Genomic DNA, 14,305 nt, shown 5'->3' with positions numbered 1-14,305 from the left:
CCGCTCTCCGCGTCAGCGCGGCATGATGAAGCCGCCGGACACGCTGACCACCTGGCCCGTGAGCTGGCGCGCGCGCTCGGAGGCGAGGAACAGCACCGACCAGGCGATGTCGACCGCCTCGGAGCGGCGGCGCAGGGGGATGCCCGACTCGATGTTCTGGATCTCCTTCGGTCCCATGCCGATGTCGACGCTCCACAGGCTGCCCTCGCCGATCGCCTCGGGGGGCGGGATGACGAGTCCGGGCGCGACGGCGTTGGCGCGGATTCCGTAACGGCCGTATTCCTTGGCGATGGTGCGCGTGAACGCCAGCACGCCGGCCTTCATCGCGCCGTAGTCGGCCATGCGGGAACTCGCCGAACGCCGCGTCGCTGGCGATCGAGACGATGGCGCCGGCGCGGCGCTCGACCATGGCCGGCAGCGCGGCGTGGGTGACGTTGAGCGTCGAGAACAGGTTCAGCTCGAACGCCTGGCGCCAGCGTTCCGGCGTCAGGTTGAGGAAGAACTCGGCCTTGCCGTTCCAGCCGACGTTGTTGACCAGCGCCGCGACGGGGCCGAGATCGGCCTCGACGCGCGCGACCACGGCCTTGGTGGCGGCGACGTCGGTGACGTCCAGCGCGAAGGCCGCCGCGCGGCCGCCGGCGGCCTCGATCTCCGCGACCGTCCTCGCCGCCTGGGCGGTGTCGCGGTCGAGGATCGCGACCACGGCGCCCTCGCGCGCGAACTCCATCGAGATCGCCCGCCCGATATTGGACGCGCCGCCCGTGACGATCACCGTCCTGCCGTCGAAACCGAGATCCACCGCGCGCCCCCGAGGCCGTCCACGGCGATATTCTATTCCCGGTTAGAAACCATCCGCAAGCCGGCCGCGGCGATTTCCTAACTTGGATTAGAAATTATTTGACTCGCGCGCGGCCGCGCCGGCACAGTCGCCGCGATCCGGGAACGAGCGAGGAAGACAATGGCCGAGACCGCCCGCGCCGCCGCGCGCTACGCGCAGGGTTGCGCCGTCGTCGCCGGCGGCTCCGGCGGCATCGGCGCCGCGATCTGCGCGGCGCTGGCGGCGTCGGGCAGCGACGTGGCGCTGACCTACCACAAGGGCGCCGAACGCGCCGAGGCGGCGGCGGAAGCCGTGCGCGCGGCCGGCCGGCGCGCGACGATCGCCGCCGTCGATCTGACGGACGACGCCGCGGTGGCGCGCTTCGTCGAGGACGCGGCGGCCGGGTTCGGCGGCGTGCACACCGCGATCTACGCCGCCGGCCCCTACATCGACATGCGCCACATCAGCCGGCTCGAGCCGGCGCTGTTCCGCCGCACCGTCGGCATCGACGTGTTCGGCTGCTACCACGTCGTGCACGCCGCCCTGCCGCATCTGCGCAAGTCGCGCGGGGTGGTGGCGGCGCTCGCGACGCCGGCGATCCGGCGCTACGCGGTCAAGGACGTCCTGTCGGCGGCGCCCAAGGCGGCGGTCGAGCAGATCGTGAAGGGCGTCGCCGCCGAGGAGGGCCGCTTCGGCGTGCGCGCCAACTGCGTCGGCGTCGGCGTGATCGACGACGGCATGTACCACGCGCTGCTGGCGTCCGGCGATTTCGACGAGCGCTTCCTGCAGGCCACCAAGGACACGGTCGCGTTGCGCCGCATCGGCACGGCGCGCGAGATCGCCGACGCGGTCGATTTTCTCGTCTCGGACCGCGCCACCTACATCACCGGCCAGACCCTGATGGTCGACGGCGGATTCGCGGTGTAGGGCGACGGGACTCTCATGCTCCCTCTCCCGATCGCGGGAGAGGGCCGGGGTGAGGGGAAAACGCACGGGCATCGGACCGCACGGGCGGGCACCGCGTCCATGGCCCCTCACCCTCCCATCGCGCTGCGCGCGACGGGCCCCGCCCTCTCCCGCAAGCGGGAGAGGGAAGCGTCGATCACCCGCCGGCGACGCCCTGGGTGTTGACGTAGAGCGAATAGAGGCCGTGGCTGGCCGCCATGAACAGGCGGTTGCGGTGGCGTCCGCCGAAGCAGAGGTTGGCGCAGCGCTCCGGCAGGGCGATGTGGCCGATCGGCTTGCCCTCGGGGTCGAAGACCCGCACGCCGTCGAGGCCGTTGGCGCCCATGCCCCAGCCGCACCAGAGATTGCCGTCGACGTCGACGCGGAATCCGTCGGGCGATCCACCGGGCCCGGCGTCGACGAGGACCCGTGCCTTGCCCAGCCCCCCGCCGTCGCGCACGTCGAAGGCCAGGATCGTGCGGTGCGGCGCGGCCCGGGAGGCCACGACGTAGAGGAGCCGGCCGTCCGGCGAGAAGGCCAGCCCGTTGGGACCGGGGATCTCGTCGTTCATCATCTCGGTCTCGCCGCTCCGCGGATCGATCCGGTAGACGGCGGGCTTGTTCTCGGACTCGTCCTTGTGCCCCTCGTAGTAGCCGAGGATGCCGAACAGCGGATCGGTGAACCACACCGCGCCGTCGGCCGCGACCACCACGTCGTTGGGCGAGTTGAGCTTGCGACCCTGGTAGGAATCGGCCAGCACGGAGATGGAGCCGTCGTGCTCCGTGCGTGTGACGCGGCGCGAGTCGTGCTCGCAGGTCACCAGCCGGCCCTGGCGGTCGCGGGTGTTGCCGTTGGCGTTGTTCGAGGGCTTGCGGAACGCCGACACCGCGCCGGTCTCCTCGTCCCAGCGCAGGATGCGGTTGTTGGGAATGTCGCTCCACAACAGGTAGCGGCCGTCGCCGAACCACACCGGCCCCTCGGACCAGCGGCAGCCCGTGTGCAGCCGCTCGACCGACGCCAAGGCGAGCTTGTACTTGTCGAAGGCCGGATCGAGCGACCGGACGGCCGGATCCGGATAGCGTTCGCTGGGTTCCCACATGGTGTCGTCTCCCTCCCGTTTGGTCGAGGCGCCGGCGCTCAGGCCGGGACCATTCCGAACTCGCGCGCGAGAAGCGCGTAGCTGTGGCGGCGCACCGCCTCGTCGTAGGTCCACGTCACGACGGCCATCTCCTTCGCCTGCACCCGCGCGGCCAGCTCCTCGATGCGCTTGCGCACCACGTCCGGCGTGCCGACGAAGCCGTCGCGCCGCATGCGCTCGGCCTTCGCCATCTCGCCGGCGTCGCGCGGCGCGGCGTCGGACGCGTCCGGCGCGCCCAGCGGCGTGAGCATGCCCTTGTCGCGGTTCAGCCGCGTGCGGATGCGCGAGTTGAAATGGAACTGCGCGTCGGCCTCGCTGTCGGCGGCCAGCGCCCACACGCACAGCGCGCCGCGCGGTTCGGGGTGGCGCTCGCTGGGGCGGTAGGTGCGGTGGTAGAGCTCCATCGCGCGCTCGCCGCCGGCGCCCTCGGCGAAGAACCACGCGAAGCAGTACGGCAGCCCGAAATGGGCGGCGACCTGGGCGCCGAAGTCGGAGCTGCCGAGGATCCAGAACTCCGGCGCGGTGTCGGTGCGCGGAAAGGCCAGCACCTTGGCGAACGGATGGCCGGCGGCCAGCGGTTCGCCGTGCACCCACGCCATCAGATCGCGCACGTCCGACGGGAACTGCTCCGGCCGCTCGGCCGCCATCGGGTTCAACGCGTAGGCCGTCAACCCGTCCGAGCCGGGCGCGCGGCCCAACCCGAGGTCGATGCGGCCGGGCGCCAGCGCGTCGAGCACGCGGAACTGCTCCGCGACTTTGAACGGCGCGTAGTGCGGCAGCATGATGCCGGCGCTGCCGACCCGGATGCGCTCCGTCGTGGCCGCGATCGCCGCCATGACGATCTCCGGCGCGGTGCCGACGATGGTCGGGTGGTTGTGGTGCTCGGACACCCAGAACCGGTCGTAGCCCAGCGTCTCGCAATGCCGCGCCAGCGACACGGTGTTGCGGATCGACACGTCGTGCGGACGGCCGGCGACGGCGACGGACTGGTCGAGGACGGACAGACGGATCACTGGAACTCCACGCCGGACGGAAACGCCGCCGGACTATAGCCGATCCGCGCGCGGCGCTATGGCCTCACGCCGGGGGCCTCGGACGGCATGCCGCGGGCGCGGCGGGCGAGGAACAGCTCCAGATCGACGTATTCGGGCGATCCGTAGGCGTAGGGCTCGGCGCGCATGCCGATCATGCAGTTGCGCAGCCGGCGCGCCAGGGAACCAACGCCCTGCCATTCCAGCCGGTAGAGTGGATAGGCGGTGGGATGGCCCTGCGGGATGGTGGCGGCGCCGAGCTTACGGCCGTGGTTGTCATCATGGCAGATGGCGCAGGACAGGTTGAGCTGCCCTTGCCGCCGCTCGAACAGCGCCGCGCCGCTGGCGGCGGACGGTTCGAGCCGGGGATCGTCCGGCGGCGCCAGCGGCGCGCCGCGCGACTGCTTCGCGATCAACGCCGTCAGCGCCAGCGATTCGCGGCTCTCCGGCGCCAGCGCCGGCGCCTGTTGCCGCTCGACGCGGCAGGCGTTGACGCGTTGCTCAAGCGTGACGGGCCGCCCCATCGCGGCGTCGAAGGCGGGATGGCGCGCGGCGACGCCGGTCATCGATTCAGGCGCGCCGTGGCAATCGGCACAGGACTTTCCGGCGGCGCCCGCCACGCGCGCCCACAGCGCCGCTCCCTCCAACACCCACAACATCGCGGGATTGGCCGCGTCGTCGTCCTGCATGGCGCGCAGCGCCGGGCCCATGTCGGCGTAGCCGGAGCGGCGCTCCTCGAGGCGGAGCTGCGCCACGACCGCCGTGCCGGCGAAAGCCAGCGCCACCCCCAGCGCCACCGCCGTCCGCCACGCCGGGATCATCCGACGGTGATCGACGCGCTCTGCTCCAGCGTGAAGCCCTTGTCGCCGGTCCAGCGGAACAGCAGCGTGCCGCTTTCGGTCGCCACCGTCGAGAACGACACGAACGGATTGGCGGCGATGGCCGGCGACAGCCGCATGCGGAACACCTCCTCGCCGTTGTAGAGGCACTGGAACTCGCCGATGATGTCGCGCGGGATCAGCGTGCCGTTGGTGCCGACGCGGAATCCCGTCTCCATCGGATGCGACACCAGCGTCTTGATCTCGACGATCTCGCCCGGGCGCGCGGTCCGGGGCACGTTGATGAGGGCGCCGGTCATCAGGTCAGCTCCTCGAGGCACGCCGCCAGCGTCACGATGACGTCGACACCCGCCGTCCAGAAAACGCCGTCGCTGGTCTCGGCGATGGCGACGATGCGCTGCGAGTCGCCCAGCTTGATGCGGGTCGAGATGACGGCGCGGCCGGCGCGCGGACCGATCGTCGCGGCGAACACGTGCGGCTGCGGGTTCTTCTCGTTGAACACGTGGATGGCGCGCACGTGGTCGGCGGCCGTCATCGGACTCTCGACCGACACGGTCAGCGGCACCGCGTTGCCGTTCTCGACCAGCGGCGGCAGGTCGAGCGAGACGCGGCCCTCGCGCGGCGCCACGCCGCGCGTCACCTCGAGGACCGCGGCGCGCATCGATTCCGGAGTCGCCCGCGCCGGCGCCGCGACCGCCACGGCGAGCGCGCCGCCGCCCAGCGCCGCCGCCGCCGCGCGCGACGAAATCCCGCCGCGTCGGGGCGCGGTGGTTCGCGGAATCGCGGAAACGCGTCGTCATCTCAATCCTTCAGCGTCACGAGATACGCCACCACGTCCTCGACCTGCTCGGCCGTCAGGATCGGCTTGCCGGCGAAGGCCCGCGCGACCCGGGTCAGGTCGGCCGTCCGGTAGTAGGACGGCATGATCGTGGCGGGATTGAAGCGCCTCGGATCGACGATGCGCAAGCGCAGCTGGCCCTCGGACCAGCGCGATCCCGCCCCGGCCAAGGTCGGCGACACGGTTCCCTGGAACCGTTCCTCGGCGATCGGGCCGCTATGGCACAGCAGGCAGAGGCCGATCTGGCGGTTCGCCACGATGGCGCGTCCGCGCGCCGGATCGCCGGCCACGCCGGTCAGCGACACGGGGATCGCGTCGTCGACCACGACATAGGGCCGCAAGCCGTCCTGGGCCACGGCGGGCGCCGCGCTAGCGACAAGCGACAGCGCGAACGCGGCAACGAAGCTCCTCGCCTTCCCATCGCTACGCGACGGGTCCCTTCCTCCCCCCGCCTTCGCGGGGCGCGGACTCGTAACCCCGCTCCCCTCGCATGAGGGGAGTAGGTCGGGGGGAGCGGCTTCGCGAAGCACGCCGGACGCGCGCCGCGAGGAGCGGGACGGCGCACCCATCATCTCAGCCGAACGTGTCGGTCGTGATGGTGCGGAACCACGCCTCGGCGTAGCGCGCCTCCTGGACGCGGACATCCTCGGACGCGTCGGGCGGGCTGGTGCCGCCGGCGCCGGGGATGTCGGCGAGCTGGCCGTTGACCGGCCGGTAGACGCCGGCGACGGAGATGCCGCGGTCGGGCGCGACCAGGCTGTAGCAGGTATTGACCGGCCGCGGCTCGACCGGTTCGCGGCCGGCCAGCCGCGCCACGATGGCGGCGGCGCAGATCCGCGCCTGCGCGTTGGCGGAGAACGCCGATTTCGGCATCGCGCCCATGATCGCGGCGTCGCCGATCACGTGGACGCCCGGCCGCAGCGTCGATTCGAACGACACCGGATCGACCGGACACCAGCCCGACCGGTCGGCCACACCGGCCGTCGCGGCGATCCGCGCGGCGCGCTGCGGCGGGATCACGTTGGCAACCGCGGCCTTGTGGGTGGCGAAGTCGGTGGTGAGCGTCATGGCGCCGGGATCGACCGACGCCACCTTGCCGCCCTTCGACAGCGGCACCCACTCGACGATGGCGGGATAGAGCGCCTTCCAGGCGCCGGTGAACAGACGCTGCTTGGAGAACGCGTCCTTGGCGTCGAGCAGAAGGAGCTTCGAGCGCGGCTTGCGGGTCTTGAGATAGTGCGCCACCAGGCTGGCGCGTTCGTACGGACCGGGCGGGCAGCGGAACGGGTTGGCCGGCGCCGACATCACCACGACGCCGCCGTCGTCCATCGCCTCGAGCTGCCGCCGCAGCAGCGACGTCTGCTCGCCGGCCCTCCAGGCGTGCGGCATGCGCGTCGACGCGGCCTCGTCGTAGCCCGGCAGCGCGTCCCACCTGAGGTCGATGCCGGCGGCGACGACCAGACGGTCGTAGGGAAGCCGCGTGCCGTCGTCGAGCGTCACGAGCCGAGCGGTGGCGTCGACTTCGGTGGCAGTCGCGCGCGCCACGGTCACGCCGGCGCGGCGGACGCCGTCGTAGCCGAAGCGCTGCGCCTCGATCTCGCGCATGCCCGCGATGACGGCGTTGCTGAATGGACAAGCGATGAAGACGGCGTTCGGCTCGACCAGCGTGACCGACAGGGCGCGATCGAGCGTCTTGAGCGCGCGCGCGCAGGCCGCGCCGGCGAAGCCGCCGCCGATCACGACGATCCGCGCCGGCCCCTGCGCCACCGCCACGCGCGGCAGAGCCGCGACGGCGGTCGTGGCGAGGAAGGCGCGGCGCGGGAGCGAGTGCGGGGGCATGGCGTCGCCGGTCAGTCGCGCTGCGCGCCGAGCCACACCGCGATGGCGTCGATCTCGGCGTCGGTGAAGCCCTTGGCGATGCGGCCCATGACGGTGCCCGGCCGGTCGCCGGCGCGGAACTCGCGCATCGCGGCCGAGATGCGCGCCGGCTCGACGCCGATGATGCGCGGCACCGGCGTCTCGACCGATCTCGACACGGCGTGGCAGCCGGAGCAGCCCGACGCCAGCGCCGGCCCGTCGGGCGGCGGCGCCGCGCGCGCGGCCGGCGCCGACGCGGCGATCAGCAGGACGATCGGCAACCAGCGCACGGCGATCGCGCCTCCTTCCGGCGTGGCCGCGGCGGACGTCGCGCCGCCGCGGCGGCGCGAGCGCCCCGGCGGCGGACCCGTCAGGCGGTTTTCTTTAGATCATGGTTCATCAGCGGCAGCGAGCGGATCCGCTTGCCGGTCGCCGCGAAGATGGCGTTGAGCACCGCCGGCGCCGCCACGGCGATGGTCGGCTCGCCGACGCCACCCCAGAATCCGCCCGACGGCACGATCACCGACTCGACCTTCGGCATCTCGTCCATGCGCATCATGTTGTAGCTGTCGAAGTTGGTCTGCTCGATGGCGCCGTCCTTGACGGTGATCTCGCCGTAGAGCGCCGCCGACAGCCCGTAGACGAACGAGCCCGAGACCTGGCGTTCGATCTGCGCCGGGTTGACCGCCACGCCGGGATCGGTGGCCGCGACGATGCGGTGGATCTTCAGCGTGCCGTCGTCGCTGACCGAGACCTCGGCGCAGGCCGCGACGTAGCTGCCGAAGCCCATCACCTGGGCGAGGCCGTGGAAGCGGCCCTTCGGCGCCTTGCCGTAGCCGGCCTTGGCCGCCGCCGCCTCGAGCACCGCGCGGTGCTTGGGCTTGAGGATGGCGCGGCGGAACTCCAGCGGATCCTTGCCGGCGGCGCGCGCCAGCTCGTCCATGAAGCACTCCACGTAGATGGCGTTGTGGTTGGTGTTCACGCCGCGCCAGAAGCCGGCCACGACGTGCGGGTTGCGCATCGCGTGGTCGACCAGCAGGTTCGGGATGTCGTAGCCGAACGCCGACTCGGCGCCGCCGGGGTTGAGGCCCTGGAACACCACCGGATCCATGCCGTTCTGCAGGTTCTGCGGCAGCAGCGACGCCAGGATCGACTGGCCGGAGACGCGCATGTGCAGACCGACGAGCTTGCCCTGCGCGTCGAGCGCGCCGGTCATCTTGCACTGCGTCACCGGATGGTACTGGCAGTGCGTCATGTCCTCCTCGCGCGACCACACCAGCTTCACCGGCGTGCCGGGCATCTGCTTGGCGATGTCGACCGCCTGGGTGACGTAGTCGGAGCGGCCGCGACGGCCGAAACCGCCGCCCAGCAGCATCTTGTGCACTTCGCACTTGGCGATCGGCAGGCCGGCGGCGGCGGCGGCGGCGGCCAGCGCCGCCTCGCCGTTCTGTGTCGGGCACCACACCTCGCACTTGTCGGCGGTGTAGAGCGCGGTGGCGTTCATCGGCTCCATCGTGACGTGGTGCTGGTAGGGGTAGCTGTAGACAGCCTCCACCTTCTTCGCCGCGCCGGCGATCGCCGCCTTGGCGTCGCCCGCCTTGTTGCCGACGAAGGCCTGCTCGGCCGTCAGGCCCTCCTTCAGCGTCTCGGCGATCTGGGCGCTCGACACCTTGGCGTTGGCGCCGCCGTCCCACACGACCGGCAGGGCCTGCAGGGCGTTGCGCGCCGACCAGTAGGAATCGGCCACCACGGCCACGGCGCTGTCGCCGACCTTCACCACCTTCTTCACGCCGGGCATGCCCTCGACCTTGGCGGCGTCGTAGCTCACCAGCTTGCCGCCGGGCACCGGCGTGTCGCGGATCGACGCCGTCAGCATGTTGGGCAGGCGCAGGTCGATGCCGTAGATCTGCTTGCCCGTCAGCTTGTCGAGCGTGTCCAGCCGCTTCAAACCCTTGCCGGCGATCTTCCAGTCCTTGACGTCCTTGAGCTTGACCTCCTTGGGCGGCTCGAGCTTGGCGGCCGCCTCGGCGACCTTGCCGTAGGAGATCGTGCGGTTGCTGGCCTTGTGCGTGATGACGCTGCGCGCCGCGACGCACTCCTCGGGCTTCACCTTCCACTGGGCGGCCGCGGCGCGCACCAGCATGTCGCGGGCGGCGGCACCGGCCTCGCGCACGTACTGGTGCGACTCGCGGATGCCGCGGCTGCCGCCGGTCGAGAAGTTGCGCCACACGCGGTTGCGCGCGACGTTCTGGCCCGGCGTCGGGTACTCGACCGACACCTTCGCCCAGTCGCACTCCAGCTCCTCGGCGACGAGCTGGGCGAGGCCGGTGGCCGAGCCCTGCCCCATCTCGGAGCGCGCGACGCGCACGACGACCTTGTCGTCGGGATGGATCACCACCCAGGCGTTGATCTCCTTGACCTCGGCGGCGGCGGCGTCGCGCGCGCCGGGCAGGCCGAAGCCGAGCGACAGCCCGCCACCGGCGGCGACGGCGGCGGTGAGCAGGGAGCGGCGGTTGATGGTGGCGGTCGCGGTCATGGGGCGTTCCTCCTCAGGCCTTGGCGGCGGCGTGGATGGCCGCACGCACTTCCTGGTAGGTGCCGCAACGGCAGATGTTGCTCATCGCCGCGTCGATGTCGGCGTCGGTGGGCTTCGGCGTCGACTTCAACAGCGCGGCTGCGGCCATGATCATTCCGCTCTGGCAGTAGCCGCATTGCGGCACGTCGTTGTCGAGCCAAGCCTTCTGGATCTTGCTGAGGACGCCGTTGACCGCCAGCCCCTCGATGGTGACGACCTTGCGCGCGCCGCTGACGGCGCTGAGCGGCACCTGGCAGGAGCGCGTCGCCACGCCGTCGATGTGCACGGTGCAGGCGCCGCACTGCGAGATGCCGCAGCCGTACTTCGTGCCGGTCAGGCCGAGCGAGTCGCGCAGCACCCACAGCAGCGGCGTGCGCGGATCGGCGTTGGTCTGGTAGGTCTTGCCGTTGACGTTGAGCGCAGGCATGCGTCGTCTCCTCTCGTCCGGACGGAACCGACCGCGTTCGGTTCCCACGGCCGCCGTCGCGGCGGCGTCACTCGGTGTCGGCCGCGACCGTAGCGGAGCGGCGCCGCCATCCACAACGTCCGTCTGTCCGGCCGCTCGCGAAGTCGTGATTTGGCGGCCATGCCGCTTGCGTCGCGGCGGCGCCGCGGGCAAGCATCGCGGCGCGGCGGGCGGACCGTCGCGGCGAGGATGGGGACGCATGGACCAGGCCTGGGACGTGATCGTGATCGGCGCCGGCGTCGCCGGGTTGAGCGCGGCCGAGACGGTGGCGCGCGGCGGGCTGCGCTGCCTGTGCATCGACAAGGTCGGGCCGGGCGGCGTGCTGATCAATCTCGCCGCGCTGCACGATTGTCCCGGACTGGCACCCGGCACCACCGGCCCCGACCTGGTCGCGACGCTGACCGAAGCCGCCACCGACGCCGGCGTCGAGATGGGCTTCGGCGAGGTGACGTCGTTGGGCGGCGGCGGGCCGTGGACCGTCGCCACCGACGACGCGACCCATACCGCGCGCGCCGTGGTTGTCGCCACCGGCCTGGCGCCGGGTCGGCTGGGGATCGACGACGAGGCGCGGTTCGAGGGCAAGGGGCTGTCGCATTGCGCGGCCTGCGACGGGCCGCTCTACGCCGGCCAGACCGTGGTCGTGGATGGATCGGACAAATGGGCGCTGCAGGAGGCGGTCGAGCTGGCGGAGACCTCCGGCCACGTCACGCTGACGATCGGCGACGCGCGGCTGGACGTGGCCGATCCGCGCACGCACCACGTCGCGGCGCTGCTCAACGCCACCATCGTGCCGGGGCGCGTGGTGGCGCTGAACGGCGCCGACGGGCTGGACTCGGTGGTGATCGAGCGCGACGGCAGGCGTTCGACCCTGGAGGCCCGCGCGGTGTTCGCCTACGCCGGCCGCCGGCCGGATCTCGGCTTCGCCGCCGGCGCCCTGGCGCAGGACTCCACTTCGCGAATCGCGGTGGACGAGGACATGCGCGCGGGCGCACCATCGCTCTTCGCGGCCGGCGACGCGCGCGCCGGCGCGTCCGAGCGCGTCGCCGAGGCGATCGCGGACGGACGGCGGGCGGGGCAATCCGTCCTGCGCGCGCTGTCGGCGTGAGCCGTCGGCGTCAGGCAAGAGGAGGAACCAAGCATGCGGATCGTCAATCCCGCCTTCGGCGTCGCGCCGGCCGGCTCCGAGACGTTGAAGACCGGACCGGTCGACTGGCTGAAGGACCCGATCGTCCTGTTCTCGAACTCCAAGCCCAACGCGCGCGAGCTGCTCGACGGGCTGAAGGCCAGGATCGCCACCCTGCGGCCGGTCGACAACGTCGGCTACACCCACAAGAACAGCGCCAGCCAGGGCGCGCCGGCCGACACGCTGGCGCATGTCGCGCAGAACTACCGAATAGCCCTGCTGGCCCTCGCCGATTGAGGGTCCTGCTCATCGTGGAGTTTCCACGACTCTGTCGAACTGGAAAAGCGCGGGGTCACCGGCGTGGTGATCGCGACCGAGACGTTCCGTCCTCTGGTCCTCGCCCAGGCGAAGGCCCGCAAGATCGACCCCAAGCTGGTCGTCGTGAAGCATCCCGTCGGCGGCCTCAACGCCGAGGAACTCTCGGAGCGCATCGACCGCGCCTTCGAGGGCATCAAGGCGATGATGGGCAAATAGCGCCGGCCGGGCGCGCCGGTCCCCCCGGCGCGCCGTCCGCGGAGACGGTGGCATGAAGGACACGACCGAGAGCGAGATCATCGACCTCGAGGCGCTCGATTCCGATTCGTGGAACGAGTACGCCATCGAGCAGGGCTGGAGCGACGGCATGCCGCTGGCGGTCCCGACCGAGGCGGCGGTGGCGAGGTTCACCGCCGCGGCGCGCGGCGACAACCAGACCTTCGCGCCGATCTCGCCGCGCCAGGTGGTGCCCACCCTGGCCAGCCTCGCGGCCAACGCGGTGATGGCCGGCTGCAAGCCGGAGTACTTCCCGGTGGTGCTGTCGGCGCTGCGCGGCGTGCTGACGCCGGAGTACAACCTGCACGGCACGCTGGCGACGACGCATCCCTGCGCGCCCATGATCATGGTCAACGGCCCCCTGCGGAAGACGCTGGAGATCAACTGCTCCAGCAACTGCTTCGGCCAGGGCTGGCGCGCCAACGCCACGATCGGCCGGGCGCTGGAGCTGATCCTGCTGAACGTCGGCGGCGCCAAGCCGGGCGTGATGGACCGCTCGACGCAGGGCTCGCCCGCCAAGTACTCGTTCTGTTTCGGCGAGAACGAGGAGGAGAGCCCTTGGGCGCCGTACCACGTCCGCCGTGGATTCGGCGCGGCGGACAGCGTCGTGACGGTGATGGCCGGCGAGGGGCCGCACAACATCAACGACCATGGCAGCGTCAGCGGCGAGGGCCTGCTGACCACGATCTGCGGCTCGATCGCGCAGCCCGGCTCCAACCTGGTCTATGGCAAGGGCCCCTACGTGCTGCTGCTCGGACCGGAGCACGCCGCCACGCTGCGGCGCGACGGCTGGGAGATCGACGCGCTCCGTGACGAAGTCTTCAAGCGCGCCCGCGTGCACTACACGCGCGTCTCCAAGGAGAACCGCGAGAGCTACGCCAGCACCGGCCACGTGCCGATCGACGACCATTACCGCATGTCGCCGACCGCCGAGGACGTGCACATCGCCGTCGCCGGCGGGCCGGGCAAGCACTCCGCCTACATCCCGTCCTTCGGCGGCACGGCGGTGTGCAGCGTGCGCGTGAACCTCCCGTCCTGACCCGCCGCGGCCCCCGCCGCCGGCGCTGACGAGGTCCACCGCGATGCCCGACGACGACGCGCTGCCGATCTTCGAGGAGTCGGCGTCCTGGGAGGACGCGCAGCGCGCGCTCGAGGCGCTGCAGCTCGGCGACGGTCTGCCGATGGTGCCGCCGACGCGCCGGCGCCTGGAGCGCATGCTGGCCGACGTCGACGATCCCGACCGCTCCTACGGCCCGGTGCCGCCGTTGTTCGGCGATCTGACGGCGGCGGCCGTCGCCTACCAGTGCGTGCTGGCGGGCTGCGTCCCGGCCGAGCTGCCGGTGGTGCTGACGGCGGTCGCGGCCTGCCTCGAGCCCGACTTCAACCTGCTGGGCATCCAGACCACGACCGGCACGCCGACCGTGGCGGCGATCGTGCACGGGCCGGCCGCGGCGCGGCTGAGGATCAACGCCGGCGCCAACTGCCTCGGCCCCGGCGTCCGCGCCAACGCCTGCATCGGCCGCGCCATCCGTCTGTCGCTGACCAACATCGGCGGCGCCCATCCCGGCATCGGCTCGATGGCGACGATGGGCCAGCCCGGCCGCTACACCTTCTGCTTCGCCGACCACGACGATCCCTGGGCGCCGCCGCTGCACGTCCGGCGCGGCTTCGCCGCCGGTTCCGACGCCGTCACCGTGCTGGGCGTGTCGGGCACGATGGAGGTGCTGCCGCTCGACGGCGGCTCCTCGCCGCAGGCGGTGCTGCGGCCGATCCTCGGCGCCATGGCGGCCGCCCGCGCCGCCGCCGGCGCCGGACGCGCCCGTCCCGGCGGCGAGCAGGTCTTCCTGCTGCCGCCGGAGATGGCGCGGATGATCGAGCGCGGCGGCTGGGATCTGCGCGCGGCGCAGCACTACCTGTTCACGGAAAGCGAACCGGAGGCGCGCGTGGCGCGCTCGCCCGACGACATCCATCTCGTCGTCACCGGCGGCGCCGGGCTGAAGATGACCCATGTGCCGCTGTGGATGGGCGGCACCCGGCCGATCACCGCGCCGCTGCTGCGGCCCTGACGCCGTCGGCGGAAGGACG

At 72.1% G+C, this 14,305-nt stretch carries 16 protein-coding genes and 1 pseudogene; 6 read left to right on the top strand and 11 right to left on the bottom strand.

From position 1 onward, the window contains the following. Positions 1–12: 12 nt before the first annotated feature. Positions 13–727: pseudogene (locus IPK81_15365) on the bottom strand (SDR family oxidoreductase). Between the two features lie 231 nt (positions 728–958). On the opposite strand from IPK81_15365, the gene IPK81_15360 reads away from it, so the two are divergent. After that, entirely contained in the window at positions 959–1,744 is a 786-nt protein-coding gene (locus IPK81_15360) for an SDR family oxidoreductase (GenBank protein QQS10987.1), read from the top strand. A 175-nt stretch (positions 1,745–1,919) separates the two neighbouring features. Here the strand turns inward: IPK81_15360 and IPK81_15355 are convergent, their stop codons facing one another. The 10 genes from IPK81_15355 to IPK81_15310 form a co-directional block, all read right to left on the bottom strand. Next, positions 1,920–2,861 carry an SMP-30/gluconolactonase/LRE family protein gene (locus IPK81_15355; protein QQS10986.1) on the bottom strand — a complete coding sequence of 314 codons (942 nt, stop codon included), beginning with the start codon at positions 2,859–2,861 and terminating at the stop codon, positions 1,920–1,922. Positions 2,862–2,899: 38 nt separating this feature from the next. Next, the gene (locus tag IPK81_15350) at positions 2,900–3,910 is read right to left on the bottom strand and encodes an LLM class flavin-dependent oxidoreductase (protein QQS15134.1); all 1,011 of its coding nucleotides are present in this window, start codon (positions 3,908–3,910) and stop codon (positions 2,900–2,902) included. 59 nt (positions 3,911–3,969) lie between these two features. After that, positions 3,970–4,752: a sulfur oxidation c-type cytochrome SoxA gene (soxA, locus tag IPK81_15345; protein QQS10985.1), complete on the bottom strand. Its 783-nt coding sequence runs from the start codon at positions 4,750–4,752 to the stop codon at positions 3,970–3,972. After that, positions 4,749–5,069 (bottom strand): thiosulfate oxidation carrier complex protein SoxZ, encoded by a 321-nt coding sequence (soxZ, locus tag IPK81_15340; protein QQS10984.1) that lies wholly within the window; start codon positions 5,067–5,069, stop codon positions 4,749–4,751. The genes soxA and soxZ overlap by 4 nt, the downstream gene beginning before the upstream one ends. Continuing rightward, complete coding sequence (locus IPK81_15335; protein QQS15133.1) at positions 5,069–5,518, bottom strand: SoxY-related AACIE arm protein; 450 nt, start codon at positions 5,516–5,518, stop codon at positions 5,069–5,071. Before IPK81_15335 ends, soxZ begins: the two co-directional genes overlap by 1 nt. A gap of 53 nt (positions 5,519–5,571) precedes the next feature. Then, positions 5,572–6,177, bottom strand: coding sequence for a sulfur oxidation c-type cytochrome SoxX (gene soxX, locus IPK81_15330; protein ID QQS15132.1), 606 nt, complete (start codon positions 6,175–6,177; stop codon positions 5,572–5,574). Between the two features lie 4 nt (positions 6,178–6,181). Continuing rightward, on the bottom strand, positions 6,182–7,447 hold the full coding sequence (locus tag IPK81_15325) for an FAD-dependent oxidoreductase (GenBank protein QQS10983.1): 1,266 nt from the start codon (positions 7,445–7,447) through the stop codon (positions 6,182–6,184). Between the two features lie 11 nt (positions 7,448–7,458). Continuing rightward, entirely contained in the window at positions 7,459–7,755 is a 297-nt protein-coding gene (locus IPK81_15320; protein QQS10982.1) for a cytochrome C, read from the bottom strand. 80 nt (positions 7,756–7,835) lie between these two features. Then, entirely contained in the window at positions 7,836–10,001 is a 2,166-nt protein-coding gene (locus tag IPK81_15315; GenBank protein QQS10981.1) for a xanthine dehydrogenase family protein molybdopterin-binding subunit, read from the bottom strand. 13 nt (positions 10,002–10,014) lie between these two features. Beyond that, the gene (locus IPK81_15310) at positions 10,015–10,467 is read right to left on the bottom strand and encodes a (2Fe-2S)-binding protein (protein QQS10980.1); all 453 of its coding nucleotides are present in this window, start codon (positions 10,465–10,467) and stop codon (positions 10,015–10,017) included. A 238-nt stretch (positions 10,468–10,705) separates the two neighbouring features. On the opposite strand from IPK81_15310, the gene IPK81_15305 reads away from it, so the two are divergent. Genes IPK81_15305 through IPK81_15285 form a run of 5 tightly spaced genes read left to right on the top strand, consistent with a single transcriptional unit; the run spans position 10,706 to position 14,286 of the window. Beyond that, a complete protein-coding gene (locus IPK81_15305) occupies positions 10,706–11,611 on the top strand; it encodes an FAD-dependent oxidoreductase (GenBank protein ID QQS10979.1) in 906 nt (301 codons plus the stop codon). A 33-nt stretch (positions 11,612–11,644) separates the two neighbouring features. Further along, positions 11,645–11,926 (top strand): hypothetical protein, encoded by a 282-nt coding sequence (locus IPK81_15300; protein ID QQS10978.1) that lies wholly within the window; start codon positions 11,645–11,647, stop codon positions 11,924–11,926. A 39-nt stretch (positions 11,927–11,965) separates the two neighbouring features. Further along, complete coding sequence (locus IPK81_15295; protein ID QQS15131.1) at positions 11,966–12,163, top strand: hypothetical protein; 198 nt, start codon at positions 11,966–11,968, stop codon at positions 12,161–12,163. Positions 12,164–12,215: 52 nt separating this feature from the next. After that, entirely contained in the window at positions 12,216–13,259 is a 1,044-nt protein-coding gene (locus tag IPK81_15290) for a hypothetical protein (protein QQS10977.1), read from the top strand. A 43-nt stretch (positions 13,260–13,302) separates the two neighbouring features. After that, the gene (locus tag IPK81_15285) at positions 13,303–14,286 is read left to right on the top strand and encodes a hypothetical protein (GenBank protein ID QQS10976.1); all 984 of its coding nucleotides are present in this window, start codon (positions 13,303–13,305) and stop codon (positions 14,284–14,286) included. The last annotated feature ends 19 nt before the right edge of the window (positions 14,287–14,305 follow it).

Source organism: Rhodospirillales bacterium (assembly GCA_016699855.1).
GTDB lineage: Bacteria > Pseudomonadota > Alphaproteobacteria > Reyranellales > Reyranellaceae.
This window is presented reverse-complemented; position numbering and strand designations above follow the sequence as displayed.

Coding starts and splice junctions, on each gene's coding strand:
- IPK81_15305 (QQS10979.1), top strand. CDS start 10,706: ATGGACCAGGCCTGGGACGTGATCGTGATCGGCGCCGGCGTCGCCGGG.
- IPK81_15315 (QQS10981.1), bottom strand. CDS start 10,001: ATGACCGCGACCGCCACCATCAACCGCCGCTCCCTGCTCACCGCCGCC.
- IPK81_15360 (QQS10987.1), top strand. CDS start 959: ATGGCCGAGACCGCCCGCGCCGCCGCGCGCTACGCGCAGGGTTGCGCC.
- IPK81_15310 (QQS10980.1), bottom strand. CDS start 10,467: ATGCCTGCGCTCAACGTCAACGGCAAGACCTACCAGACCAACGCCGAT.
- soxZ (QQS10984.1), bottom strand. CDS start 5,069: ATGACCGGCGCCCTCATCAACGTGCCCCGGACCGCGCGCCCGGGCGAG.
- soxX (QQS15132.1), bottom strand. CDS start 6,177: ATGGGTGCGCCGTCCCGCTCCTCGCGGCGCGCGTCCGGCGTGCTTCGC.
- soxA (QQS10985.1), bottom strand. CDS start 4,752: ATGATCCCGGCGTGGCGGACGGCGGTGGCGCTGGGGGTGGCGCTGGCT.
- IPK81_15325 (QQS10983.1), bottom strand. CDS start 7,447: ATGCCCCCGCACTCGCTCCCGCGCCGCGCCTTCCTCGCCACGACCGCC.
- IPK81_15300 (QQS10978.1), top strand. CDS start 11,645: ATGCGGATCGTCAATCCCGCCTTCGGCGTCGCGCCGGCCGGCTCCGAG.
- IPK81_15290 (QQS10977.1), top strand. CDS start 12,216: ATGAAGGACACGACCGAGAGCGAGATCATCGACCTCGAGGCGCTCGAT.
- IPK81_15285 (QQS10976.1), top strand. CDS start 13,303: ATGCCCGACGACGACGCGCTGCCGATCTTCGAGGAGTCGGCGTCCTGG.
- IPK81_15355 (QQS10986.1), bottom strand. CDS start 2,861: ATGTGGGAACCCAGCGAACGCTATCCGGATCCGGCCGTCCGGTCGCTC.